At 43.1% G+C, this 22,836-nt stretch carries 17 protein-coding genes and 3 tRNA genes; 16 read left to right on the forward strand and 4 right to left on the reverse strand.

Translation table 11 applies throughout. The features are described 5' to 3' along the window. Window positions 1–253: 253 nt before the first annotated feature. The gene (locus AAEY88_RS08015) at window positions 254–1,081 is read left to right on the forward strand and encodes an inositol monophosphatase family protein (protein ID WP_350561226.1); all 828 of its coding nucleotides are present in this window, start codon (window positions 254–256) and stop codon (window positions 1,079–1,081) included. 181 nt (window positions 1,082–1,262) lie between these two features. Here the strand turns inward: AAEY88_RS08015 and AAEY88_RS08020 are convergent, their stop codons facing one another. Further along, window positions 1,263–2,657, reverse strand: a complete 1,395-nt coding sequence (locus tag AAEY88_RS08020) for a wax ester/triacylglycerol synthase family O-acyltransferase (RefSeq protein ID WP_350561569.1) — start codon at window positions 2,655–2,657, stop codon at window positions 1,263–1,265. 148 nt (window positions 2,658–2,805) lie between these two features. Beyond that, window positions 2,806–3,630, reverse strand: coding sequence for a thiazole synthase (locus tag AAEY88_RS08025; protein ID WP_350561571.1), 825 nt, complete (start codon window positions 3,628–3,630; stop codon window positions 2,806–2,808). 290 nt (window positions 3,631–3,920) lie between these two features. Between AAEY88_RS08025 and gspE the strand changes: the two genes are divergently transcribed. Further along, window positions 3,921–5,453: a type II secretion system ATPase GspE gene (gene gspE, locus AAEY88_RS08030; protein ID WP_350561228.1), complete on the forward strand. Its 1,533-nt coding sequence runs from the start codon at window positions 3,921–3,923 to the stop codon at window positions 5,451–5,453. Between the two features lie 195 nt (window positions 5,454–5,648). On the opposite strand, the gene AAEY88_RS08035 is transcribed toward gspE, so the two are convergent. Beyond that, window positions 5,649–6,149 carry a RidA family protein gene (locus tag AAEY88_RS08035; RefSeq protein WP_350561230.1) on the reverse strand — a complete coding sequence of 167 codons (501 nt, stop codon included), beginning with the start codon at window positions 6,147–6,149 and terminating at the stop codon, window positions 5,649–5,651. Window positions 6,150–6,218: 69 nt separating this feature from the next. Then, a complete protein-coding gene (locus AAEY88_RS08040) occupies window positions 6,219–6,950 on the reverse strand; it encodes a DUF4442 domain-containing protein (protein ID WP_350561232.1) in 732 nt (243 codons plus the stop codon). A 393-nt stretch (window positions 6,951–7,343) separates the two neighbouring features. Here AAEY88_RS08040 and AAEY88_RS08045 point away from each other — a divergent pair, with 393 nt between their 5' ends. The 14 genes from AAEY88_RS08045 to AAEY88_RS08110 all read left to right on the forward strand — a co-directional run bounded on the left by AAEY88_RS08045 (window position 7,344) and on the right by AAEY88_RS08110 (window position 22,560). Beyond that, the gene (locus AAEY88_RS08045) at window positions 7,344–8,744 is read left to right on the forward strand and encodes an AAA family ATPase (RefSeq protein ID WP_350561234.1); all 1,401 of its coding nucleotides are present in this window, start codon (window positions 7,344–7,346) and stop codon (window positions 8,742–8,744) included. A 69-nt stretch (window positions 8,745–8,813) separates the two neighbouring features. Continuing rightward, window positions 8,814–10,259, forward strand: coding sequence for a 5-methylcytosine restriction system specificity protein McrC (locus AAEY88_RS08050; RefSeq protein ID WP_350561236.1), 1,446 nt, complete (start codon window positions 8,814–8,816; stop codon window positions 10,257–10,259). Window positions 10,260–10,550: 291 nt separating this feature from the next. Next, window positions 10,551–10,627: transfer RNA gene (locus AAEY88_RS08055), tRNA-Pro, on the forward strand. 93 nt (window positions 10,628–10,720) lie between these two features. After that, a tRNA-Arg gene (locus AAEY88_RS08060) sits at window positions 10,721–10,797 on the forward strand. Window positions 10,798–10,837: 40 nt separating this feature from the next. Next, window positions 10,838–10,913 (forward strand) — tRNA-His (locus AAEY88_RS08065). 679 nt (window positions 10,914–11,592) lie between these two features. Then, the gene (locus tag AAEY88_RS08070) at window positions 11,593–12,543 is read left to right on the forward strand and encodes an AraC family transcriptional regulator (protein WP_350561238.1); all 951 of its coding nucleotides are present in this window, start codon (window positions 11,593–11,595) and stop codon (window positions 12,541–12,543) included. Window positions 12,544–12,767: 224 nt separating this feature from the next. Continuing rightward, entirely contained in the window at window positions 12,768–13,808 is a 1,041-nt protein-coding gene (locus AAEY88_RS08075) for a hypothetical protein (protein WP_350561240.1), read from the forward strand. A gap of 161 nt (window positions 13,809–13,969) precedes the next feature. Beyond that, the gene (gene gspF / locus AAEY88_RS08080) at window positions 13,970–15,172 is read left to right on the forward strand and encodes a type II secretion system inner membrane protein GspF (RefSeq protein WP_350561242.1); all 1,203 of its coding nucleotides are present in this window, start codon (window positions 13,970–13,972) and stop codon (window positions 15,170–15,172) included. 671 nt (window positions 15,173–15,843) lie between these two features. Continuing rightward, window positions 15,844–16,269 (forward strand): type II secretion system major pseudopilin GspG, encoded by a 426-nt coding sequence (gene gspG / locus AAEY88_RS08085; RefSeq protein ID WP_350561573.1) that lies wholly within the window; start codon window positions 15,844–15,846, stop codon window positions 16,267–16,269. 330 nt (window positions 16,270–16,599) lie between these two features. Then, on the forward strand, window positions 16,600–17,169 hold the full coding sequence (locus AAEY88_RS08090; RefSeq protein ID WP_350561244.1) for a protein-disulfide reductase DsbD domain-containing protein: 570 nt from the start codon (window positions 16,600–16,602) through the stop codon (window positions 17,167–17,169). A 60-nt stretch (window positions 17,170–17,229) separates the two neighbouring features. After that, the gene (locus AAEY88_RS08095) at window positions 17,230–19,425 is read left to right on the forward strand and encodes a protein-disulfide reductase DsbD domain-containing protein (RefSeq protein WP_350561246.1); all 2,196 of its coding nucleotides are present in this window, start codon (window positions 17,230–17,232) and stop codon (window positions 19,423–19,425) included. Window positions 19,426–19,517: 92 nt separating this feature from the next. After that, a complete protein-coding gene (locus AAEY88_RS08100; RefSeq protein WP_350561248.1) occupies window positions 19,518–20,057 on the forward strand; it encodes a DUF3465 domain-containing protein in 540 nt (179 codons plus the stop codon). A gap of 230 nt (window positions 20,058–20,287) precedes the next feature. Further along, window positions 20,288–21,700, forward strand: coding sequence for a phospholipase A (locus tag AAEY88_RS08105; protein WP_350561249.1), 1,413 nt, complete (start codon window positions 20,288–20,290; stop codon window positions 21,698–21,700). 26 nt (window positions 21,701–21,726) lie between these two features. Then, complete coding sequence (locus AAEY88_RS08110; protein ID WP_350561251.1) at window positions 21,727–22,560, forward strand: ComF family protein; 834 nt, start codon at window positions 21,727–21,729, stop codon at window positions 22,558–22,560. Window positions 22,561–22,836 lie beyond the last annotated feature (276 nt).

The raw sequence follows: 22,836 nt of genomic DNA on the forward strand, positions 1-22,836 counted from the left end.
TAGGTGCTGATTGTTTTACAACTTGCGCAGTAGCTGATGACAGCCATAAACTATGGTCTGTTCGATGAGGGTTAGGGTGTCTTTTATTTTTAGGCTATATTTTTAATAGCACATATTTTTAGTAGCATACGGTTAGAAATTAATAGCCGTATTAACAGGTGTGATATGACAGCCAATTGACCGGTCATGATCGCATTATTCGTCAATGTAGTATTCTTCCTTTTTATTCATTCATCAAGCAGATAGGTTATTTATGGAACCCATGGTCGTCATCGCAGCGCGTGCTGCCGAAAAAGTCGGTGCAGAGATTTTAAATGCGCATCAAAATCGTCATAAAATTGAGCTGGATATTGAGTCAAAAGGGCTTGATGGGCTGGTAACGCGCATTGATCGCTTTAGCGAAGAATTGACCATTGCTACGCTAAAAAGTAGCTATCCGAATCATTCATTCTTGGGTGAAGAGTTCGGTATGCAAGAAGGCCGTGGCGAAGATGCCGATTGGTGCTGGATTATCGATCCATTAGATGGCACTAAAAACTTCGTACACGGTGTACCACACTTCTGTGTATCAATTGCCGTACAACATAAAGGCGTCACCCAACATGGCGTAGTCTATGATCCGGTACGTGATGAGATGTTCTCTGCCAGCCGCGGTAAAGGCGCACGTTTAAACCAGCGCCGTATCAGCGTTAGCGAGCGTAAAACTCTTGATGGCAGTCTATTTACCACTGGTCATCCGCTTGAGCGTAAACGCAATGGTGAAGTTATCTCGTATGCTAAAGAGCATTTTGAAAGCCTGCAAAAAATCAGTGAAGCGGGTGGTCAGATTCGCCGTTTAGGTTCAGCGGCGCTTGATTTATGTTATGTCGCTGCGGGTCGCTTTGATGGTTACTTTGAGATGTCACTTAAGCCTTGGGATATCGCTGCTGGTGAGCTAATCGTTACCGAAGCGCGCGGAGTTGTCGTCGATCATAAAGGCGCACATGATTCTATGAAAACCGGATCTATTTTTGCCTGTAACATAAAATTGCTAAAGCCGTTGATGCAAGTTGTCGTACCGGCATGGCGCGATGCGGTATAAATGTTCTAGTCAAACCATTTAGCTTTCTTATATTATCTGTACTCGGTTTTCTTGTACTCGGTTGATATTTGATTCAGTCGATAAACTTTTAAAACCTTATCATTAAAAAAAAGCTGATTCCGTAATGGAGTCAGCTTTTTTATTGCGCTGTTATTCAGAATATAAGTAGCCGCTGCTGGGCTTATTCCCGTAAGCCTAAATATTTTTCTTCACTGATATGCTCTAATACGTTTAGCTCTTCTTCGATTAACATCAGCATATCTTGCACATGGGGTAATAGCTTACTACAAGCGGTAATACAAAATTCAATTTTGTCTAAATAAGTAGCCAGAGTGATATTCATCGCTTGCCCATCTACTATAATAGAGGCCGGATACAAAGCTTTAAGCGGCGCCCCATTCCAATATAATGGCTTTTTGGCACCCGGTACGTTAGAGATAATCAAGTTAAAAGCTTGCTTTCTAGGGAACAAACCGGTCAATACGTTCAACCCTTCCCATGCATAAGCAATGGCACTATAATTAATAACTTGTGCCTGATTCATCCGCCTAAAACGGCGTTTACCGCTATTCATACTACGATGAATCAACTGCAATCGGCGCATGGGATTGTCTAGATGGGTACCCAAATTGGCCAATAAAAACGAGATTTGATTGCCTGTCGCGCTGTCATCGCTGCGCAGTGAGATCGGTACAAAGGCAATAAGGGGCTTACTTGGTAACGCATTCATTGTCAGCAGATAACGACGAATAGCGCCAGAACAGACTGCGAGAATCACATCATTCATATTAACGTCGAGCTCATCAGCGATTTTGCGAAAGCGCTGCATGTCATAAGATTGTGCTGCTATTCGCCGTGAGGCTGAGATACGCCGATTCAGAATGCTCATGGGTGCATCAAAAGTACCAACATAGTCATCGTCACCATGATGCTTAATATTATCGAGCAGCTCAGTAACCACCGGTTTAATAGTAGATAACTGCTCTTTGATGATGCGAGCAGCCGAACGTCCAGTAGGAATTAGCGCATCGACTTGATTGCGATGGCGTGCCATCAGCGACCACACCGGCAGGGTCATGGGCTCAGTTGGTGATTGCGAGAGCGATTTTTGAATAAGACGCATAGCCGCAATACCATCGACCAATGAATGGTGAATCTTAAAATACAAAGCAAAGCGTTCGGGGCTATCTTCTGTCTCCGGTTGAATGCCTTCGATAATATGACATTCCCATAACGGCATGGCGCGATCTAGCAAGCGTCCATGCTCTTTTGAGACATACATTAACAGCTCGCGAACGCGTGCAGGCTTAGGCAGAGCCACATGACGAAAGTGATGCTCGACATCAAAATCCTCATCTTGTTTCCAAAATAACAAACGATCAAGGACCTGATTAAAGGGAAAACTTGGCGGTACCTTAGATGTTTGCATCTGCTGTACCAACTGATAAACAAAATCGCTGTCTGCCCCTTGTTCATCAGCCGGTAATTCAAATAAAAACAAGCCGCCAACATGCATAGGCTGCTTACGGGACTCAAGAAGTAAGAATAACTGGTCGACTGCCGTCAACAATCGCATGGCGTGTCCTTTAAGGTCAATGAGCTGCGTGCTATAGGTCGCCATCATGACGGCGCATCGATATGAACAGCAATTAAGTTAAGTCTATCTTATTGTTTCACTATCAATAATTTATTAAAACCGTTATCAAGGTAGTTGTTAAAGAACTTTATTGAAAAAAGTACCCGGTCTGCGGTGAGCTGGCGTGTGCTATTTTGCGTATGGGCATACGACCCGCTAAAAACGCCTCACGTCCTGCCCAAATGGCATGTTTCATTGCTTGTGCCATCAGTACTGGATTTTGGGCATTGGCAATCGCTGAGTTCATTAGTACCCCATCACAGCCCAGCTCCATCGCAATCGCAGCATCGGAAGCGGTTCCCACGCCAGCATCAACCAGTACTGGTACTTTAGCATTTTCGATAATTAAGCTAAGCGTATGGCGATTGATGAGCCCAAGGCCAGAACCAATCAGACTACCAAGCGGCATAATTGCCACACAGCCCATACTCTCTAATTCTTGAGCGACAATAGGGTCATCTGAGGTATAAACCATCACCTCAAAACCATCATCAATCAGCACTTTTGCCGCTTTAAGGGTTTCCATAATATTAGGGTATAGGCTTTTTTCATCGCCCAACACTTCAAGCTTAACCAGATTATGACCGCCTAATAGCTCGCGTGCAAGCTTACAAGTACGCACTGCACTTTCGGCATCAAAGCAGCCGGCAGTATTGGGTAAAATCGTATATTTATCTGGTGAAATCACATCGAGCAAATTAGGCTCATGACTATTTTGACCAATATTAGTACGACGGATGGCAACAGTTACAATTTCAGCCGCAGAGGCTGCGATAGCGGTACCGGTCTCATCCATATCTTTATATTTACCGGTGCCAACCAGTAGCCGCGACGAAAATGTCCGACTACCAACCGTAAAGGTGTCATCAGTAAGAGAGGTGTGGTCAGTAGCAAGGGTTGCGGCTTGAGTCATGACTTGTGACATATTTGGCATCCTAATAACGGGCGAGCAAAGTTAAAAATCGTAATGATAAATTGGAGTAAGCAGTAAAGTTATACGTGATGAGCAAATAACCTACTAGTGTATAACTGATTGGTGAATAGCCAAGCTAAACGAAAGGCTTACTAATCAGACAAGACAAAATGTTAGTATAACAAACTCATAGGCGCTTACTTGCAATCTTTACCCAGTTTAACCATTTAGGCACGTCGCGTTTTTATATCTTTATTTACAAAGCTGTCTTTATTTATCAGGTCTTTTTTATGATGCAATTGCCGTATAGTTTTGCCAAGCGCCATCAGCTTTTGGTTATTCTCGCTATTGATCCTGAGCTGCCACCGACCTTGGTACTCACTACAGCTACACCAATTTCTGCTATCAATGAGGCAGTGCGGTATTTGCAGCAGCAAGGTGTGCGCGGTGTACCTACCTATGAAAGTGTCAGCTTGGACGTTTTTGAAAAACGCATGAACGCCGCTTATGCGGGTAATACGGGTGAATCACAGCATATTGCCGCCGGGCTTGAAGACCATCCTAATCTTGATAGCTTAGCGGATAGTGTCCCTGAGACTGAAGATTTGATGGATCAACAAGACGATGCGCCTATTATTCGTCTGATTAATGCGTTGTTGTCTGAAGCCATTCGCCTTAATGCATCAGATATCCATATCGAAACTTTTGAGAAGCGGTTGGTAGTGCGTTTTCGCGTTGATGGTGAGCTTAAAGAAATCATCACCCCCAAACGCCAATTGGCACCGCTATTGGTATCACGTATTAAAGTTATGGCCAAGCTCGATATCGCCGAAAAGCGGGTGCCACAAGATGGACGTATCAGTTTACGATTGGCAGGACGTGAGGTCGATGTGCGGGTGTCTACCTTGCCTTCAAGCTTTGGCGAACGGGTAGTAATGCGCTTATTAGACAAACAAGCCGGTCATCTCAACATGACTTATTTAGGGCTGTCTGATAATGACTATAACGAGCTGGAGCGCCTAATTCACCGACCACACGGTATCATTTTGGTCACCGGGCCCACCGGTTCCGGTAAAACCACCACCCTTTATGCGTCCTTAACCGATCTGAATGACCAAACGCGCAATATCTTGACTGCTGAAGACCCGATTGAATTTCAGCTGGATGGTATAGGGCAAACTCAGGTAAATAACAAAGTAGATATGACTTTTGCTAAAAGCCTACGTGCGATGCTGCGGCAAGATCCAGATGTGGTAATGGTCGGTGAAATTCGAGATATTGAGACTGCTGAGATTGCAGTACAAGCGTCCCTAACTGGGCATTTGGTATTATCAACCCTGCATACCAATAGCGCCATTGGTGCGATAACTCGCCTACAAGATATGGGCATAGAGCCATTTTTATTATCGTCGTCGCTGATTGGTGTAGTGGCGCAGCGCCTTGTACGGACGCTATGCACACATTGTCATACGTGGCAATCCGCTGATCCTGAACAAGCTAAATTGTTTGCTGAAATTGGCATTAAGGTAAAGGCTATGGATTTAGCCATTAAGCTGCCCAAACCGGTTGGCTGTGATAAATGCAATCAATCAGGCTTCAAAGGTAGGACAGCAATATATGAAGTCGTGCCCGTCGATGATGCGTTACGGCGTATGATTCATAGTAATACCGCGGAATATGAGCTAGAAGCTTATGCCCGACAACAAACGCCCTCTATCCGTGCTGACGGTCTGCGCAAGGTTATCGCGGGACGAACAACGTTAGAGGAAGTGCTGAGAGTAACCAAAGAGAGCGCCCTAACTGATGACGTTCTAATTAGCTAGAATGGTTGGTTAGAGTAATTATCGACATAATGAATATTAAATGCCATACATAAACTCGCACAACTGGAAGAAATTTTTCGCTTGCTGTGCGGCTATGGCCCTCCAGAGGCTGCAAAAATTTCTCCCAGCCCCGCTGTCTCCATTTTAAGGTAAATTGACTATATGGGGCTTTTTTATAAAGGTTATCTCGACTGACTATTTAGCAGCCATACATTCAATCTCAACGCTAGCACCGGCTGCTAATTCTGCAACACCAAAAGCTGAGCGGACTGGGTAGGGCTTAGCCAGTTCGGTTTGATACACTTTATTAAAATCGCCAAAGTCGTCCATATCGGTAAGCATGGCACTACATTTGATGATATTCGTCTTCTGATAACCATATTGTAATAACGTTGCATGGATATTATCCAATGCTTGCTTGGTTTCAGCTTTAATACCGCCTTTGACTAATTTACCGTCTTTAAAACCAATTTGCCCTGACATATATAAGGTATCGCCAACGCGTACCGCATCAGAAAAAGGATATTTTCCACCATCCCCATAAAAAACCGGTGCGGACTTACTAACTGACTGACTAATAGCCGTTTTCGCCGTTGCTGGTGCCGCTGTGGCGCTCATAGTTAATGCTAGTGAGCATGCGCCCGCTAATAAAACTGATGATAAAGTGGTCTTAAGATTTTTAGTATGAGTAGACATAGTTATTTCCTTATAATTATTAGGATGTTTTATTATAAATGCGCACAGTATGGCGCATAAGAGGTTGTCTTATTGATCATTATCAACTGCTGACGTTTTATTAGCGGGTTGGTTTTTTTGCTCAGTTTCTGGCGTATCTTTTGCTACTGCTTTCACGGTTTCTTTATGATTTTTACCTTGCCGACGCGCTTCTAATTCAGATTTAGGTATCCAAGCCCAAGTCATCTCGACAATGATAGGGTCACGCTCGCGGTCTGATTCACGGTCATTGATCACGCAAGGGATGACCATTTCACCCTTGGGCGTATTTAAGATATCTAAGCGCTGCTCATTGGATAAAGTGGCTATAGCGGCAACTTGACCTTTTCTAAGGGGCCGATAAAAATTAACTGAATAGGATTTAATTAGCAGTACGCGATCGGAAGGTAAATTTAATCCCAATATAAAGCCAGTTGCAGTCTCAGCAAGTAAGGTAACGGCTACCGCATGAATAGAGCCGATATGGTTTTGCACGGCCTTGCTATTATTTAAGCTGACCACTACTTTATTAGGTTCGACAGTTTCGTAATAGACGCCAGTGGTGCCCACATAGGGTACGACCTTACCAAAAGCTTTGGATAAAATCGTTGAGCGGGCGCCGGCCGGTAAATATTTAGTGACCGATAAGAGCTTGGTAAATTGATTGTTCACCGGCTTAATTTTACTGTTTGAAGTGTCCGTTTGAGGGTTAAGGACGTCAGATATTTTGGCCGGTAACTTGGCAGGCAGCTTAGTAGGTAGTTTTTTTAATAATCCTGACATACTGTATTCCTCAAAATGAGCAGTTTGGGCAATAGGTTAAACAACATAATAATTAGATAGAGACCATAATATATTTAGCTATGTTAGCATTAATCTGCGTATGTCTACTATTATTAGCATAGACTACCGCGCTTATAAAATAGCAATAAGGTAACGATTAGATAACGGCCGGCCTTATATAGATATCATTAATCCGAGGCCACTCTAATACTCATGCTTTTATGATAATTTATCAATAATGTGCTTATTTATCGTCCGTAAACCCTTAAAATCGCTGATTTATCCTTATAAAATCACAGCAGTCATCAGTTGTAAAGCATTAGCTATCACTACTTATTCTGTAGTTTTGATTGTTTGATTTTTGAGTGAATTCTTCATATACCGAGTCTAGCTATGCCTAATACCCCTGTAAATATCATCTATACTGGTGTCGCTGGAACTGGTAAAACTTACCAGTTGTTGCAGATTGCTAAGCAATATACTGACTATTTATCTGCCATTGATAATGACGAGCTACTGGCACAGTTAGTATATAAATTGAGCTGGCGTGAAGTCGTTTGTTTAATATTCTTAGATTTAAAGCTTCAACAGCAGGATTTGGTAAAGGTACCCGAACTTGTAGCGCATGAGTTTTATATTGCAAAAGCGGCGCACAATGATCGCGATAAAAATTTAAGTAATACCGCTTGGTCAGTGCTACAAATGCACAGTTCAATAAGCTCCCAAACCGTTACTTATAAGAATCGTGCTGGCCAAGCGTACTTTGATAAAGATGAGAGCGGGGCATGGTATTTATTACCAGAGTCTATAACACTATTAGGAGCTTTAGCGCAGCAGCTTACTGAGTTTAGACAAGCGCAGGGAGATAATACGCCCGCCTATAAACAGCGTTTTAGTATGGTCAGCTTTCATCAAGCCTATGGCTATGAAGAGTTTGTTGAAGGTATTCGCCCTGTTATAGGCAAAGAGGGACAAGCACAGATCAGCTACGATATTCAAGATGGGGCATTTTTACAGCTATGTCAGCGCGCCGCAAATGATCCTGAGCAGCGTTATGCGATGTTGATAGATGAGATCAACCGCGCCAACGTCTCACGGGTATTTGGCGAGCTACTCAGCCTTATTGAGGCTGATAAACGTACTGGACAACCGAACGCCATGCAAGTCAGTTTGGCTTATTCTGGACGTGCATTTAGTGTGCCTGCGAATATTGATCTCTATGCCACGATGAACACTCAAGACCATTCTTTAGCCCCACTCGATATGGCCTTACGTCGGCGTTTTCGCTTTATTGACTGCCCACCACAAGCCGAACTTTTACCCATCATCAGCGTTTCTGAAAATTTAGAAGACCATAAGCAGTCAGAAGCAATCGATTTGGCAAAATTATTATCAGGCTTAAATGACCGTATCACGCAAACGCTAGGGCAAGAGGCGCAATTGGGCCATGCGTTTTTGTTTTCCGTCCAGCATTTAGATCAGCTACAAACGGTATTGATCGAGCAAATCATTCCACAGCTGGGACAAGCCGCTGGCGGACAATTTGCTATCTTGCAATATCTATTTAATGATGAACAGCAGCCCTATAGCGCGCAGTTTATTCAGGACCGTCAAGCGGCTCTCAGTCAAAATCTAAACGGCCAGCCAAATGTTACCGATCAAGGTCAGATGTTGGGTGGACAAAATGCTTTTTTAGGGCAATCGATGGCTGCTAGCGGCTATATTATTAATCCAGATCTTATTGCCAAAACAGGTGAGTTTACGCAGTCATCCGTATATCAGCGCTTATATTAAGAGGGCTTATCAGTGATAAAAAATTTAGGCGCTGACCCTAAGCTCAATAACAAGGTCAATAATACAAAAATGAGGGCGTCTGAAATTTCAATCATCACCGTCTTTGAGCATCAGCGCTTGACGGTGCATGATTTTACGCAGACATCTGACTTTACGTGGTTACTAACCCAAGAGTTCGCAGTATTCAGCGTTAAACGCCAGCGTGGTCAATGGCAGCTTAAAGTCGGACATTATATTGGCATTATTATTCTGCCAAGTGGCATGACACTTGAGATATTACCCAAAGCGATTGCAGGTGCACAAAAAAATAGCGCATCGCAACCTAAAGAAGTACTACAAACGCGTCAATGGGTGCAGCGTATGCTCACTGATTTAATCAACGACCGCGATAGCAAATTGCCGAATAGCAAAAACTTCGGCCAGCTCAGTCATCACCTTGCACCATTATCTCAGCAGATGCCGCCACTATCAGAATGGCTAGTGGCGCAATTCTTACAGCTATTGTCCGCTTATCATCCTAGCAAACATTATCAGTCGTATATTCATAATCAATCGACGCTACAGGGTAAACTGCTCATTAAAGAGCAGCTACGGCGTAATCAACATCAGCCGCACAAATTTATGTGTGAAGCCAGCGTGCTTAGCCAAAATATGCTGTGTAATAGGCTGATCAAAAGCGCGCTGCTATTGCTTGAACCACTGACAGGCGATAGCCAAGCTTCTAGGATGCAAACGGTCCCATCAGCTGCAGCGCTAACCCTAGCATCGTGGCGACAGATTATAGCGTTTAGTCGGTATGAAATGCGTACCTTAGAGTCGCTATATGTCCAAGCAAAGCGTCAGTTAAACGCTCAACCGTTAATGCCCCAGCAACTACAATCAGCGCAGCAATTACTCGACTTGGCTTATTGGCTGTTACAACAATCGAGCGTTAATGCGGGGAGTAGTCTTAGCCAGAAAAGCTTATCAGACCGTCGCATACCTCAGCTGCGTTTGTGTTTATTGATTAATATGAATCAAGCCTTTGAAAAGTGGGCAAGTCGGAAAATTGCTGCGATGTTCAACCAGCGTGCTAATAGTTATCAGCCATTATATCAGTCGCAACAGGTATGGCTTCGAGATTCAGAAGGGCAAGCGTGTTTGTCTATCCGTCCTGACTTATTGATTTATAAAGCTACTGATGATCAGGCTACTGCTAATACTACTCGTAGTATCTATAACCATGTAAGCCACGTTATTGATATTAAATGGAAGCATTTGGAGCAATCGAGTGCTATCAGCGCCAGTGATGCTTATCAGCTGGCAAGTTATGCGCAAGCGTATCGGGCAGGGGAGGTTTGGTTGGTATATCCGGTGGCGGATACTAGGCGGCAACCTGTGGCCCTAAGACAGCACTCTGACTCTGATAACTCAAGCCCCACTGAGTTGTGGTTGATGCCGTTCAATGTGCTGACAGGTACCATAAATGGCTTACCGCCTCTCGATACCACCAATGAAACAGAAACAACTCGCTAATAACCAGATAATCAGTAATAGTGAGATACAGGTAAACCTTATCCAATCTACGAGTCGTTTTCTTTTAAATTGATGATGAAATACGGAGATCGCTATGGTATAAACATAAAAATCAGTAAAAAACGGTAGATTTAGCTAAAAATAGGCAAATTATTAAGATTAGTTGAAAATAGGTGTTGACACAATCGGCTTTACCCCTTAGTATATGCACCTCGGTAGCGAAGATAATTAATAAGGGTAGCGGCAACGCAAATCACTAATTAATAACCAAGCTATCAATATAGAGAACATCGGAGTGTGGCGCAGTTTGGTAGCGCATCTGGTTTGGGACCAGAGGGTCGTAGGTTCGAATCCTATCACTCCGACCATCTATTTTAAGAGCCTTACAGGCTTTTTTTTATGTATAATGGTTTAGTTCATGAACTTATGAATTTGACACAATATGTAAAAAGCCCTTAAGAGCGCCTGTAGCTCAGCTGGATAGAGCATCTCCCTTCTAAGGAGGTGGCCGCAGGTTCGAATCCTGCCAGGCGCACCATTTAGCCTGCAAATTTTGCCCATTATTGGCAATAGTTATGGCGGTTGTAGCTCAGTTGGTAGAGCCCCGGGTTGTGATCTCGGTTGTCGTGGGTTCGAGTCCCATCAGTCGCCCCAATTTTTATTCTGCAATATCTTTACTTCATCTCTGTTAATCATCTAAATATATAACCATCCAAATATAAAATATAACGCTTGCCTCTTTTGGCAATTTTTTGCGTCTGTACCATTACGTCTGCTTGGTTTTAATCGTAGCTTTGCATAGGTGCTTTTATGTCTGTTCTTTGTTCTAGGCGCCAATAGTTAAGCGTTACTATTTTGTCCTGTCGGTTACTTTCCTGCTTATTTTTTAACGTTCTCTCTTTTATTACTACTTCTAACTGCTGGATGCTCTGCCAATTTCTAGCCTTTTTATTGATTTTATTTTATTACCCACTTTCTTTTTATGCCTCTATTTTATCGAAACTTACTTACTACTCAAACTAGTATAAATTCACTTGTCCGTATATATATAAAGATTTTTAGGGTAGACTAAACATAATTAAGTATTTATAAATAATTTGTTAGTTTTTTTTAAACGATTTTAATGGTTAATTCTATTTTCTACTTAATAAGTACTAAATTAAGCTGAATAAATACCACTAATATAGTCAAGGATATAGATGCTTATAAGGATAAAAAGCTCATTTTTTTATTCAATTTAAGATTAGGATATGTATATTTTTAATAGTATCTCTCCAGTGGCTTACTTTGCCATGCTTGGCTAACCAGCCATTAGTCGTTAAGGAAGAAAGTAATGGATGCCTTGAGCATGTTATTAGAAAATGTGCATCTATGTGAAACAAAGTATTATTGTCTACAAGGCTCGGGCAATTGGTCGTACTCAATAAACAGAAAAGATACTATTTTATTTTACTTAGTCGCATCGGGTAGCTTTTGTATCATGGTGGGTGACAAATTACGAAAAGCTTATACCGGCGATATGATTATGATTCCAAACGCCAATCAGCACATTTGTTATGCGTTAGATCATAATGGTGATAATGCTAAGCCGCTTGATGATACGCTGATCAACTGTGAAAACCATAGGGTGGCGCTCAATGACGGTAGTGATAATGGTACGTCAAATTCATGTTTGATACTCCTTGAGTGCCAGTATGATAAAGAGATGATTCGACCACTACTATCGGCGCTACCGTCAATATTTCCTGAACACCAAGATCAGCCCAAAAGCCGTTTTGAAGTACTTGAAGTGGGTATTAAGCTGTTGGCGCTGGAGTCCGAATACCCGCGTATGGGTAAAACAGCGGTGATCAATCTTTGGGCAAGTATCGTGATGATTGAGTGTCTGCGTACCTATGTCGAGAACCTACCGGAGGCGACAGACAGCTGGTTACGAGCTATGAAAGACCCTTATTTGGCAAAAGCGCTGGCGGTGATGCATGATGGCCCAAACAAAAACTGGACAATTCATAAGCTTGCTGAGGTGGCTGGGATGTCGCGTTCAAGCTTTGCACAGCGCTTCAAAGACATCGTTGGTATACCGCCCTTGGCCTATTTGGTTGACTACCGTTTACGCTTAGCCGCTCGTTATTTGCGTTTGCAACAGAAAAGCATCAGTCGTATCAGTGAGCGGGTTGGTTATGCATCAGACTCCACCTTTAGCCAAGCGTTTAAACGGGTCTATGGCGTATCACCGAAAACATACCGTCAGCAGCATCAAAAAAGCTTGATTAAAACCAGTTAATATATGTGTTTAAAATAATTTATTTAGTTTTAGTTCATGTGTGTAGATTGGCGTTATTTTTTTTAGACTGTTTTTTTGATAGATGGCTTGAGCACTAGTAAAGCTGACAATTTACTTGGGTTCAGGTACTATAGAACAGTGAGTCGTCTGGGCGCTATAGTCTGTGTTTATCATACTGTCATGTGCTGTAGACGACGTTTATTTTTTGCTGGTGATGGTATGTTATGACCCAACCGATCTCTAAATCAATCAAAAATCTGAGTAATAAACAAGGATTGCCTACGTCTACCGTAGATGATGGTAATTTTACTGAAAATCAGCAGCATCAAGACAGTAAGCAAAAAAATAGCCCAGCGGTAATGCCTGACAAATCAGAGCTATTGGCACTATTTATTTTGCCCTCTACTGAAAGGCTATCTACTAGCAACCTTGCTGTTGAGGAATCCTCTAATCAAAGCTTAATTACTGATATCAGCGAATCTAGCATCGCAAGCCAGCGTGTGGCACTTTATCAGGCGCAGCATGAGCGTACGCGATTGTTATATATGGCAACAGCTAGCACACGGCCGACGTATTTGGTACAAACTCTAAAACCGCAGTTTGCAGAATATCAACAGCACTTATTGGCACAGCAGCTGGATAAGCGTGGGTTAATTGATACCGACTCTCTAGATCGCTTGTGGCAACAGCTGCATGTGGTCGATGATATCATCGCTGATATTGTGCATCATATGCCTGCCCAGCAGCCCGTAGGCTGGCAGCTGACGGCCCAAGACGGACATAATCCACTACACTTTGCCACTATCGGTAAGCTGAAACAGCCAAAACCTGTGCAAGATCAGGCCAGTCTCAATAGTTACGTGCTTGGTCATTTTGGGGTTAATAGCTTCACCTATGATCGCGGTTATTATATCGGGCATGTGGTCGGTTACTTATTCAGCTGTTACTTCTGCGCGCATTTGTCTATCAGCTACGGCGTTACTGCGCTTGGTGAGGACGTAGTTGAGGGTTATGATTATGCCAGTTTAGAGACCCCGTATATGGTGAGACTGCTGCAAGGGTTAGATGGCTATTGCAAAAAACGTATCTATCAACTGGCCGTTATTTGTGCGCGTCTTAGTGTTTATGCCTCTGATAAGCGTATCGAAAAAATGCTGATCGCTGAGGTCAATGACTTCGATAAAAAACTACAGCAGCAGCATTTAGACGCTTTATTATTACAAGGGCTGATGCCCGATAGTAGTGATTCTACCCCGCTGTTTTAAGCGTATATAATAAACCAACTACGAGCTTGTTACGGTGTCAGACGCGCTTAATGTATCAGGCGTATAATCAACGCTTGTCTTCCTTGTGCCCGTTCTATATTTGTTCCATTATACGTTTATATATTTCTATTTTGGTTGACCGCCCTAGGACATTCGCTGCTATGCCCGCTTATCACTACAAAGCACTTGATGACCAAGGCGGTATCCAAAAAGGCCTGCTTGAAGGAGATTCTGCGCGACAAGTGCGCCAGCAACTACGAGATAAGCACTGGACACCAGTAGAGGTAAATGCGGTCAATGACCAACAAGGTCGGCAACGCAGCCGCTATAAAAAACCCTCCGCCTATGAGCTGGCATTATTAACCCGTCAGCTGTCTGTACTGCTCGCCGCTGGTATTCCACTTGAGGAAACCCTGGCTGCAGTAGCAAAACAATCGCCAAAAATTCATATCAAGTCTTTAATGCTCGCCGTGCGCTCGCAAGTATTAGAAGGTCTGAGTTTTGCCCGGGCATTACAACAAGTAGCCAGCTTTCCGCCGTTATATATCGCGACCATTGCTGCCGGTGAAAAATCTGGACATCTTGACCTAATCCTCAATCAGCTGGCAGACTACACCGAAAACCGTTTTGCGTTACAAAAAAAAATCCAAGGGGCGATGGTCTATCCTATTGTGCTAATGGTTATGGCGTTGTCAGTTATTATGGGACTGATGAGCTTTGTGGTGCCTAAGATTGTTAAGGTATTTGAGCAGTCAGATCAGGCACTACCGCTGATTACCCAAGTTGTACTGGCCTTGTCAAATACGATTACTCAGTGGTGGTGGCTGATGCTACTAGTACTAGCTGGTGCGGCGTTTTTATTTTACCGCTTCGCGCAAACGCAGGCGGGTAAGCTGACAATTGATAGTATCGTGCTTAAATTACCAATCTTAGCGCGTCTGTCTAAAGGTCTTAATGCCGCCCGCTTTGCCAGTACTCTTGCGATAGTGGTACGCTCAGGTGTGCCGCTGACTGAGGCACTACACATTGGCGCGGCAGTCACTACTAATTTACATATTAAAAAAACCATTATTCATGCTGCTGATCGAGTAACCGAAGGCGCTAGTCTCTCCAGTCAGCTAGAAAAATCATCCTATTTTCCACCGATGATGGTGCAAATGATCAAAAGTGGTGAAAACTCCGGTGAGCTTGAAAACATGCTCAGTCGCGCGGCCAACATGCAAGAGGCAGAGGCGACCAACTTTATCAGTACCTTGTTGTCTTTGCTAGAACCCTTAATGCTGGTATTAATGGGTGTGGTGGTAATGATTATCGTGATGGCAGTGATGCTACCGATTGTCAACATGAATGATTTGGCAGGTTAATGTATTCTTTAAAAGGACGGATATTGTTTTTTATTATTAATTTTTTATCATAAGCTTTTTTCTATCAACTTTAATTTTTTCTTTTTTCAAACGCCCCCTGTGAACGATTTTTATTACATCCATTCTGCTTAACTTTTCTCTAGGTTTCTTAAGTTTTACTTACTGTTGTATATTGTTGACCAAATACTAATTTCGCTATTACCAAATGAGCCGTTAAGCTATAGTAGCTCCTGTAATCATTTGGGTTTGAGGTCTTGTCTGGCTCACATTTGAGCGACGTTAGCGCTTAAATTTATATCACTAATGGTGGTAACAAACAATCGGTAATAAAGAAACAACACTGGGGTAGTGCTTTACTATTAGACTATAGCGCTCAATCACGTTCTATTCGGCCGTATTATGATAACAATTAGGTGATATAGAGTAGATAGCTAACACATCGTGGCAATCGGCGTAGCACAGTAGATAAATGTAAAACCATGGTCTATAGTGATAATCTTTTCAGTATTTATGTTCTAATCCTTATGAAAATATAGAGCTTATAAATGCTAGTACCTAACAGTGATGAATACGCTATGACCATGACCGATCAAGCTCAAAAAAATGTGATAACTACGACCACTTATCCCAATCATCAGCCTTGTCTACATCCTAACCAACGCTCAACGTCGATGACTGCTTCTAAAAGTCAGTCAGGATTCACGCTGATTGAGATTATGGTTGTCATTGTTATTTTGGCTATTCTTGCAGGTTTGGTAGTACCAAAAGTAGTCGGACAAAGCGATAAAGCTCGGGTTAAAACTACGGAAACCGCTTTAGCTACGGTATCAAATGCATTAGATATGTATAAGCTTGATAACTCACGCTACCCAACTACTACGCAAGGATTAGATGCACTTACCACGCCGCCAGCTGATGCCAAAAACTATCCTGAAGGCGGTTATATTAAAGGCGGCTATCCAACTGATGGTTGGGAGAATGAGATGCAGTATGTTGCCCCTGGTAGTGAAAGTCGCCCTTATGATTTGTTTTCTTTGGGTGCTGATGGCCAACAAGGCGGTGAAGATTTGGATACCGATATTTATGCCCAGTTGTAGCGTTATTACTAGCGGCATTTTATGACTAAAGACAGTGATGATAGTTGGGCTGATAAAGGATCAAGGATTGAATGATTTATGTCCAATAGCTAGTTAGTTGGGCCACCCCTGTGCAGTCACTAACTATCAATCAATAAGGCGTTATTGGTTGATATTTTTTATGAGCGCCCAGTATATAAATAGCAGTTGAATGATAAATAATAGATATCATAAAGATACAGAGTTAACGCCGCCCTCAGATAAGCTTGCACTATCATTGATAATGGGTAGTGACGATATTAGCAATAGTAAGGTTTGGGTTTAAATATTAGCAATCAAAGGTAGTTATTCATGTCAATCAAAGTACCAACATCAAAATCAGTCGCAATAATAAAACGCGCCTCTAAAAAGTCTTATGCACTGGCGTTTGTCATCGCAACTACCTCGTTGATGACAGGGTTATCAATGACCTCTATGACTGCTCAGGCTGCCGGTCTAGGCGATCTGTTTGGTAACAATAATTCGGCGCAATCTAAATTCTTGCCCGTTGATGAAGCTTTTCAAGTTAGCAGCAGTACTAAAGCGACGGCTAAGGGCACGCGTTTATCGATCGCTTTTGATATCACGCCAGGTCATTACGTTTATAAAGATCAGCTCACTTTAAGTTTTCCTAAAGGCGTGAGCGCAACCCCATTTACTTTTAGTCAGTCGCCGGTCTCAATTAATGATCCCACTTTTGGTCAGGTACCCGTATTTACGCAAAAAAGCATAGTAGCAACCACGATTTTGACGACTAATAATGGTAAAGGGGCGAAGAATGCACCGGTTATTATTGGCTGGCAAGGCTGTGCCAAGGCTGGGCTATGCTATCCACCAGAGAAGATCAAAACCACGGTTAACATTGCTGTGCCACGCAAATAGGTATTGAGTAGGTCGATTTCGAATAGTAGTAATAAAGTAGTAATAAATAGGTAGCCCTTCATGTCCATTAAGACACCAGAAAGCATCCCATCGCTAAAAACGCCATCGTTAACCGCAAACAGTCCTGCAAAAAAATCTTATCTATTGGCATTTGCTATTGCTGGTAGCACATTGCTTACCGGACTGACAGCGACGTCAATGACGGCGCAAGCGGCAGGATTGGGCGATCTATTTAGTAATGATCAAAGCGCCACGCAGTCGAAGTTTTTGCCAGTGGACAAAGCTTTTCAAGTCACTAGTAGCAGCAAACCTGTTACTGCCGGCACGCGCTTATCGATTAATTTTGATATTACTCCCGAGCACTATGTTTATAAAAACCAACTTAAACTGACGTTACCTGCTGGCGTGACCGCTGCACCCTTTACTTTTAATCAGTCTCCAAACCTAATTGATGATCCAACATTTGGTAAAGTACCGGTGTTTGATCAAGTCAATATGGTGGCGACCACGACGCTGACCAGTAATAACGGTAAAAGTGTGCACAATGCAGCAGTTGTTATTGGTTGGCAAGGTTGTGCCAAAGCAGGGCTATGCTATCCACCTGAAAAGATTAAAACCACTGTCAATATCGCTGCGGCACCGCAACAGGCTACGGTAAGTAGTACCAGTACTGCTGCCAGAAACTCTGCAACTGAAAATAATCTTGCGAATAATGCCCAAGAAAACCTCAATAATACCAAGTTAGCGGCAAGTGCTACGACGGCATCAGCAACTGCCAATTTAACTGGCGCTAATCGCCTTACGTCTGAAGCAGGTGAGGCGCTGATAGATGACGAGGTTATTGATTATGCCTTAATAGATGATGGCTCTTTAGACGAAAGCACTGCTAGCAATACGATTTCTGGGGCAGATGGAGAGGTAGTAGGCGCCGCCGCTACTAACAGTGCCAGTGCCAGTGTTGTTGCTAATAACTTAGTAGAAAGCGACCCATTTGGCTTGGCCTCTCATCCTTGGTTGGCATTAGGCTTGTTATTTCTAGCCGGTCTGGGCTTGGCGCTAACGCCGTGCGTACTACCGATGCTCCCTATTGTTGCTAATATTGTTGCCCGTCAAGAAAATCCAACCGTCAAAAAAGGTGTTATTCTAACGACCAGCTATGCGATAGGGGTCTCTATTGCTTACGGCATCTTGGGCGCAGTGATTGCGGTATTTGGTGAGTCTTTAGGTATAATTGGATGGCTACAAAATCCGATCATCTTAATTAGCTTTGCGGTGATTTTTGTATTGCTAGCGCTCTATATGCTTGGTGTATTTAGTATTCGCTTACCACGCTTCATTACCAATAAGATGCAGGGGCTAAGCCAAGCGGGCGATAGTAAACTGGGGAGTGCCGGTGGCAGTTTAGCAGCTGGCTTTTTATCCGCGCTAGTGGTGTCACCTTGTGTGTCAGCGCCGTTATTTGGGGCATTGCTTGCGGTCTCAACCATCGGTAGTCCGCTGCTCGGTTTCGCCGCCTTATTTATGCTAGGTTTTGGTTTATCGGCGCCGCTCATTTTAATTGGGGCCACCCAAGGCAAGATTATGCCAAAAGCTGGCGAGTGGATGAACTGGGTCAAACAGGGCTTTGCGCTATTACTATTTGCAGTCTCGCTATTACTCATTGAGCGCGTGTTCGTATCACCAGTGATGCTGCTAGTATGGGCATTATGGTTTATGGTCGTTGCGACATGGGCGTGGAGCTGGCTGGGTAAAGGTCGGATGCTGACCCAAGCGCTTGGTTTGGTAGCTGGTATTTGGGCGGCTTGTTTGATTATTGGTGCCGCATTAGGTAATGATGACAGTCTACATCCCCTAGCATCATTAAGCGCAGCCCCAATGATGGTTCAATCGACAACTGGTCAGCCAGCAGCTAATAGCAATGCAACAGATGAGAACATCACGACGCTGGCACAGTTAGATGCTATCGTTGCCGCCAATCCTAAAGTCATCGTTGATGTGACCGCTGAATGGTGTATTGAGTGCCGGATCATGGATAAAAACTTATTCAATAGTCGTCCAGCTCAAATGCAAGGCTGGCAATTGGTTAGACTAGATATTACCGAGACCACTGCGGACTCTAAAGCAATCTTGGCGCGTTATAAATTATTCGGTCCACCAACGCTGCTATACTACAAAGATAGTCAATTGGTTGGTCAACAAGTTGGTGAAACGGGTCGCTCAGAGTTTGAGCAAACATTGACGGCCCTTAATAAGTAACTCAAAATCAATACTTCTTAATTTTAAATACGAGCCAGCGCTGCCAATCAACAGTCGCTGGCTCGTTTACTTTTTGCTGAGCGGATATCGCTATGAATGTTCTACATAAACGAACCCTTTCCGTATGGCCTACTCTGCACTTAGCACTCCTCTTACTTGCCGCTGTGCTTATATTGACGGGTTGCCAACCAGGTGAATCTTTATCTCCGACGGCTGATAACCAAAACAGTAGCAATACTAATAGCAGTGCTATCAACTATGCTAAGGACAATAATAATGACAATGCTTGCCAAAACACTACTATTACCGCAGCTTTTAAAGCGCAGCAATCAGATCGACAAGTCAAAGGTTGTGGCACGATTATTAAAGCATTAGCCGATGACAACGAGGGCAGCCGTCATCAAAAAATACTGGTTAAATTAGACGGTATCAGCCCAACACATACGGTGTTACTCGTCCATAATATCGACATAGCGCCACGGGTTGCTAATGTTGTGCGCGGTACTCGATTGAGATTTTACGGCGAGTACGTCTATAATAACAAGGGCGGACTAATACACTGGACGCATCATGATCCAGCAGCGCGCCATCAAGGGGGCTGGATTGATGGTAATGATATACGCTATCAGTGAGTGCGTCAGTCAATGAATTTTTCTAGCTTTTTATGATGATTTACGCTTGTATTTAACCATGATAACGCTAGTATAATGCAAATATTTTCATTACACTAAAGCAACAATATTAACGCTATGATATTAACTCTGTGATAGCTAGTAATTATCTAGTGACAACCCTTACTCTCCTCTTTTAAATCTCTTAGATTACCGGTTGGCGTTACTGCCAGTTAAGACAAAGGATACCTATGTTTGCTCATATTATCTCAACGCGTCAAAGTGCGACCTACCAAGGCACGCCGACTTATTTAAGCATTGCCGTTGGTGTGACGCTCAGCTGTTTTGCCCTATCAGCGCAAGCAGCAAGTAGCAATCCATCTGTAGAGCCATTATTGATCAATGCAGATCAGATCGATGCTGAGTCGCCACAATTTATTTATGAGCGCTTAAGCAACCCTAATATGCCGATTGACGGTACTAAAATAGCTAGTAAGGCTTTTGTTGCTGCGCAAGCCCGTCTATTTTTTGAATGTACACAGGTGCAAACTAGTGCGGCGCGTTTGGCCTGCTTTGATAAAGTTGCAGAACAAGGCAAAACACCAAGTTATACCAACACCAAGCAGCCTTTAGATCTAGCAAAAACCTTTAAAAGCACCATTTCAGGTAATCCACAAGTCATCTTTGTAGAAGAAAAATCCACTATCGTTGCTGATGACAATAATATATTTACGGGTCTAGATGCTAATCAGTCAGCTACTACCGAAAGCCTAGATACTATTGGACTGACGCAAAGAGAATCGCAAGTTTTAGAAAATGTAGGGGTCACTCAAAGTGATATCGAAAAATACTCGCCGCTCAGTCTTGCCTACGATCTTGATCAAAACAGTGAGCGTGGTACATGGACCATAAGACCTCATAACCCAAACTACGTATTGCCATTATTCTATACCGCTGATCCTAATTTAAGTCCAAGTACACCGTCACAAGACGAAGTTAAATTTACGTCCAATAATATACGTGAAGCTGAGCTAAAATTTCAGCTGTCTCTAAAGAGCAAAGTTGCTGAAGATCTTTTTGATACCAATGCTGATTTGTGGTTTGGCTATACTCAGCAATCGCACTGGCAGGTATATAACGAAGACAATTCAAGACCGTTTCGCGCCACTGACTATCAGCCGGAGGTCTTTTTGACTCAACCGGTTACCGCCAATCTACCTTTTGGTGGGCGTTTGCGGATGTTAGGGGTAGGGGCAGTACATCATTCCAATGGCCGGTCTGAGCCGCTTTCACGCTCATGGAACCGTGTTTATTTGATGGGTGGTGCTGAATGGGGTAAGTTCTCTATTGTACCGCGCGTATGGGCACGAGTAGATGGTGGCGGCAGTGACGATGATAACCCAGATATTGAAGATTTTATGGGTTATGGTGATATCAAGTTCTTGTATGACTTGCCTGATCAAAAAAGCATTAGCGGTACCTTGCGCTATAATACCAAAACTGACAAAGGAGCCGCGCAAATTGACTACGTCTTTCCGTTAACAGAGAGTGTTAATGGCTATGTACAGCTATTTCAAGGTTATGGCGAGTCTCTCATCGATTATAACTATGAGACCACAGCCATTGGTGTTGGTATCGTGCTTAATGACTGGAAAGGATTTTAATAAGGGATAAATTAATAGCGCATACTATGCAGCGCTTAGCCCCGTATCAAAGTGGTCTATGGCTGGCAGAGTATCTCAGTATACGCTGTCAGCTATGCCGTGTTTATCGCAGCGAGCCTTTACTAAAATCTTCACTCAATCAGGCAGTAACTGCCCCTAACTCTTTACAAGCCAATCATTCAATTACTGCACGCTTACAACGCAAGCTTAATAACCGTTTTAATAGCGGTCTACTCTGTGCGCACTGTCAGAATAGTATCGTGTGGTTACCGACGCCTTTTTATGTTGATATCGCTGTTGGTACGACGTTACCCATTCAACCAGCAAGCTATTATGACTATCCTATCCGTCAAGTTGTCCGTGCTTTTAAGCATCATGAAGATATGACCAAATTGCCATTATTGATCCATGTGCTGCGACAACTGCCAAGACCGTTAGGCTGTCATAGTAATAATAGTGTTATTCTGCCGATGCCTACCACGCCTAGCCGTTTAATCAAGCGCGGCTTTGATCCTGTGACCATATTATCTACCTATCTATCTAAGCATTGGCAAATCCCGCTTTGGCATGGTGTACAGCGTGTTGACAACACGGTCAGTCAGCAAGGCTTAACGCGTGCTGAACGTTTGACCAACTTAAATGATGCTTTTATACTGATTAAACAGCCGCCTGTTAGACGGATACTATTATTCGATGACGTGGCGACAACAGGGGCAAGCCTGCAAGCGTTGGCTCGTGTACTCGCAGTGCCGTCCAATAATAGTGACGCTCCTAGTTCTACTAGTCCTAACACCGGTATTAAATCCAATCTTTATCATCTTTCCGCCTACGCACTCGCACATGGCAGCCCTAACAACTAAGTAAGTAACTGACCCCTGTTAGGCTGTAATTGCTGTTTTCTATATACTAAATACAACCCAATTATTTCTATTATTGATTATCCACGCTTTTTCTATCTCTCTTGTAAGCCAACAGGATAAAATTATCTTGCGAAGCCAGTAATTAGCAGATACCAGTCGATTATCTACCTATAAATATAATGGAATGAATATTGCTAGGTAATAGAAGAGAGTAGAAGAAACCTGGCTGTATAAACGCTTCTTTTACCTCAATAAACCCGTAGCCGTTATAAGCAG

Origin of the sequence: Psychrobacter sp. CAL346-MNA-CIBAN-0220, assembly GCF_040309805.1 — a bacterium.
Taxonomy (GTDB): Bacteria; Pseudomonadota; Gammaproteobacteria; order Pseudomonadales; family Moraxellaceae; genus Psychrobacter.

Coding starts and splice junctions, on each gene's coding strand:
- gspG (WP_350561573.1), top strand. CDS start 15,844: ATGACTGCTTCTAAAAGTCAGTCAGGATTCACGCTGATTGAGATTATG.
- AAEY88_RS08035 (WP_350561230.1), bottom strand. CDS start 6,149: ATGTCTACTCATACTAAAAATCTTAAGACCACTTTATCATCAGTTTTA.
- AAEY88_RS08105 (WP_350561249.1), top strand. CDS start 20,288: ATGTTTGCTCATATTATCTCAACGCGTCAAAGTGCGACCTACCAAGGC.
- AAEY88_RS08095 (WP_350561246.1), top strand. CDS start 17,230: ATGTCCATTAAGACACCAGAAAGCATCCCATCGCTAAAAACGCCATCG.
- AAEY88_RS08025 (WP_350561571.1), bottom strand. CDS start 3,630: ATGACTCAAGCCGCAACCCTTGCTACTGACCACACCTCTCTTACTGAT.
- AAEY88_RS08070 (WP_350561238.1), top strand. CDS start 11,593: ATGGATGCCTTGAGCATGTTATTAGAAAATGTGCATCTATGTGAAACA.
- AAEY88_RS08045 (WP_350561234.1), top strand. CDS start 7,344: ATGCCTAATACCCCTGTAAATATCATCTATACTGGTGTCGCTGGAACT.
- gspE (WP_350561228.1), top strand. CDS start 3,921: ATGATGCAATTGCCGTATAGTTTTGCCAAGCGCCATCAGCTTTTGGTT.
- AAEY88_RS08020 (WP_350561569.1), bottom strand. CDS start 2,657: ATGCGATTGTTGACGGCAGTCGACCAGTTATTCTTACTTCTTGAGTCC.
- AAEY88_RS08040 (WP_350561232.1), bottom strand. CDS start 6,950: ATGTCAGGATTATTAAAAAAACTACCTACTAAGCTGCCTGCCAAGTTA.
- AAEY88_RS08090 (WP_350561244.1), top strand. CDS start 16,600: ATGTCAATCAAAGTACCAACATCAAAATCAGTCGCAATAATAAAACGC.
- AAEY88_RS08110 (WP_350561251.1), top strand. CDS start 21,727: ATGCAGCGCTTAGCCCCGTATCAAAGTGGTCTATGGCTGGCAGAGTAT.
- AAEY88_RS08015 (WP_350561226.1), top strand. CDS start 254: ATGGAACCCATGGTCGTCATCGCAGCGCGTGCTGCCGAAAAAGTCGGT.
- AAEY88_RS08050 (WP_350561236.1), top strand. CDS start 8,814: ATGAGGGCGTCTGAAATTTCAATCATCACCGTCTTTGAGCATCAGCGC.
- AAEY88_RS08100 (WP_350561248.1), top strand. CDS start 19,518: ATGAATGTTCTACATAAACGAACCCTTTCCGTATGGCCTACTCTGCAC.
- AAEY88_RS08075 (WP_350561240.1), top strand. CDS start 12,768: ATGACCCAACCGATCTCTAAATCAATCAAAAATCTGAGTAATAAACAA.
- gspF (WP_350561242.1), top strand. CDS start 13,970: ATGCCCGCTTATCACTACAAAGCACTTGATGACCAAGGCGGTATCCAA.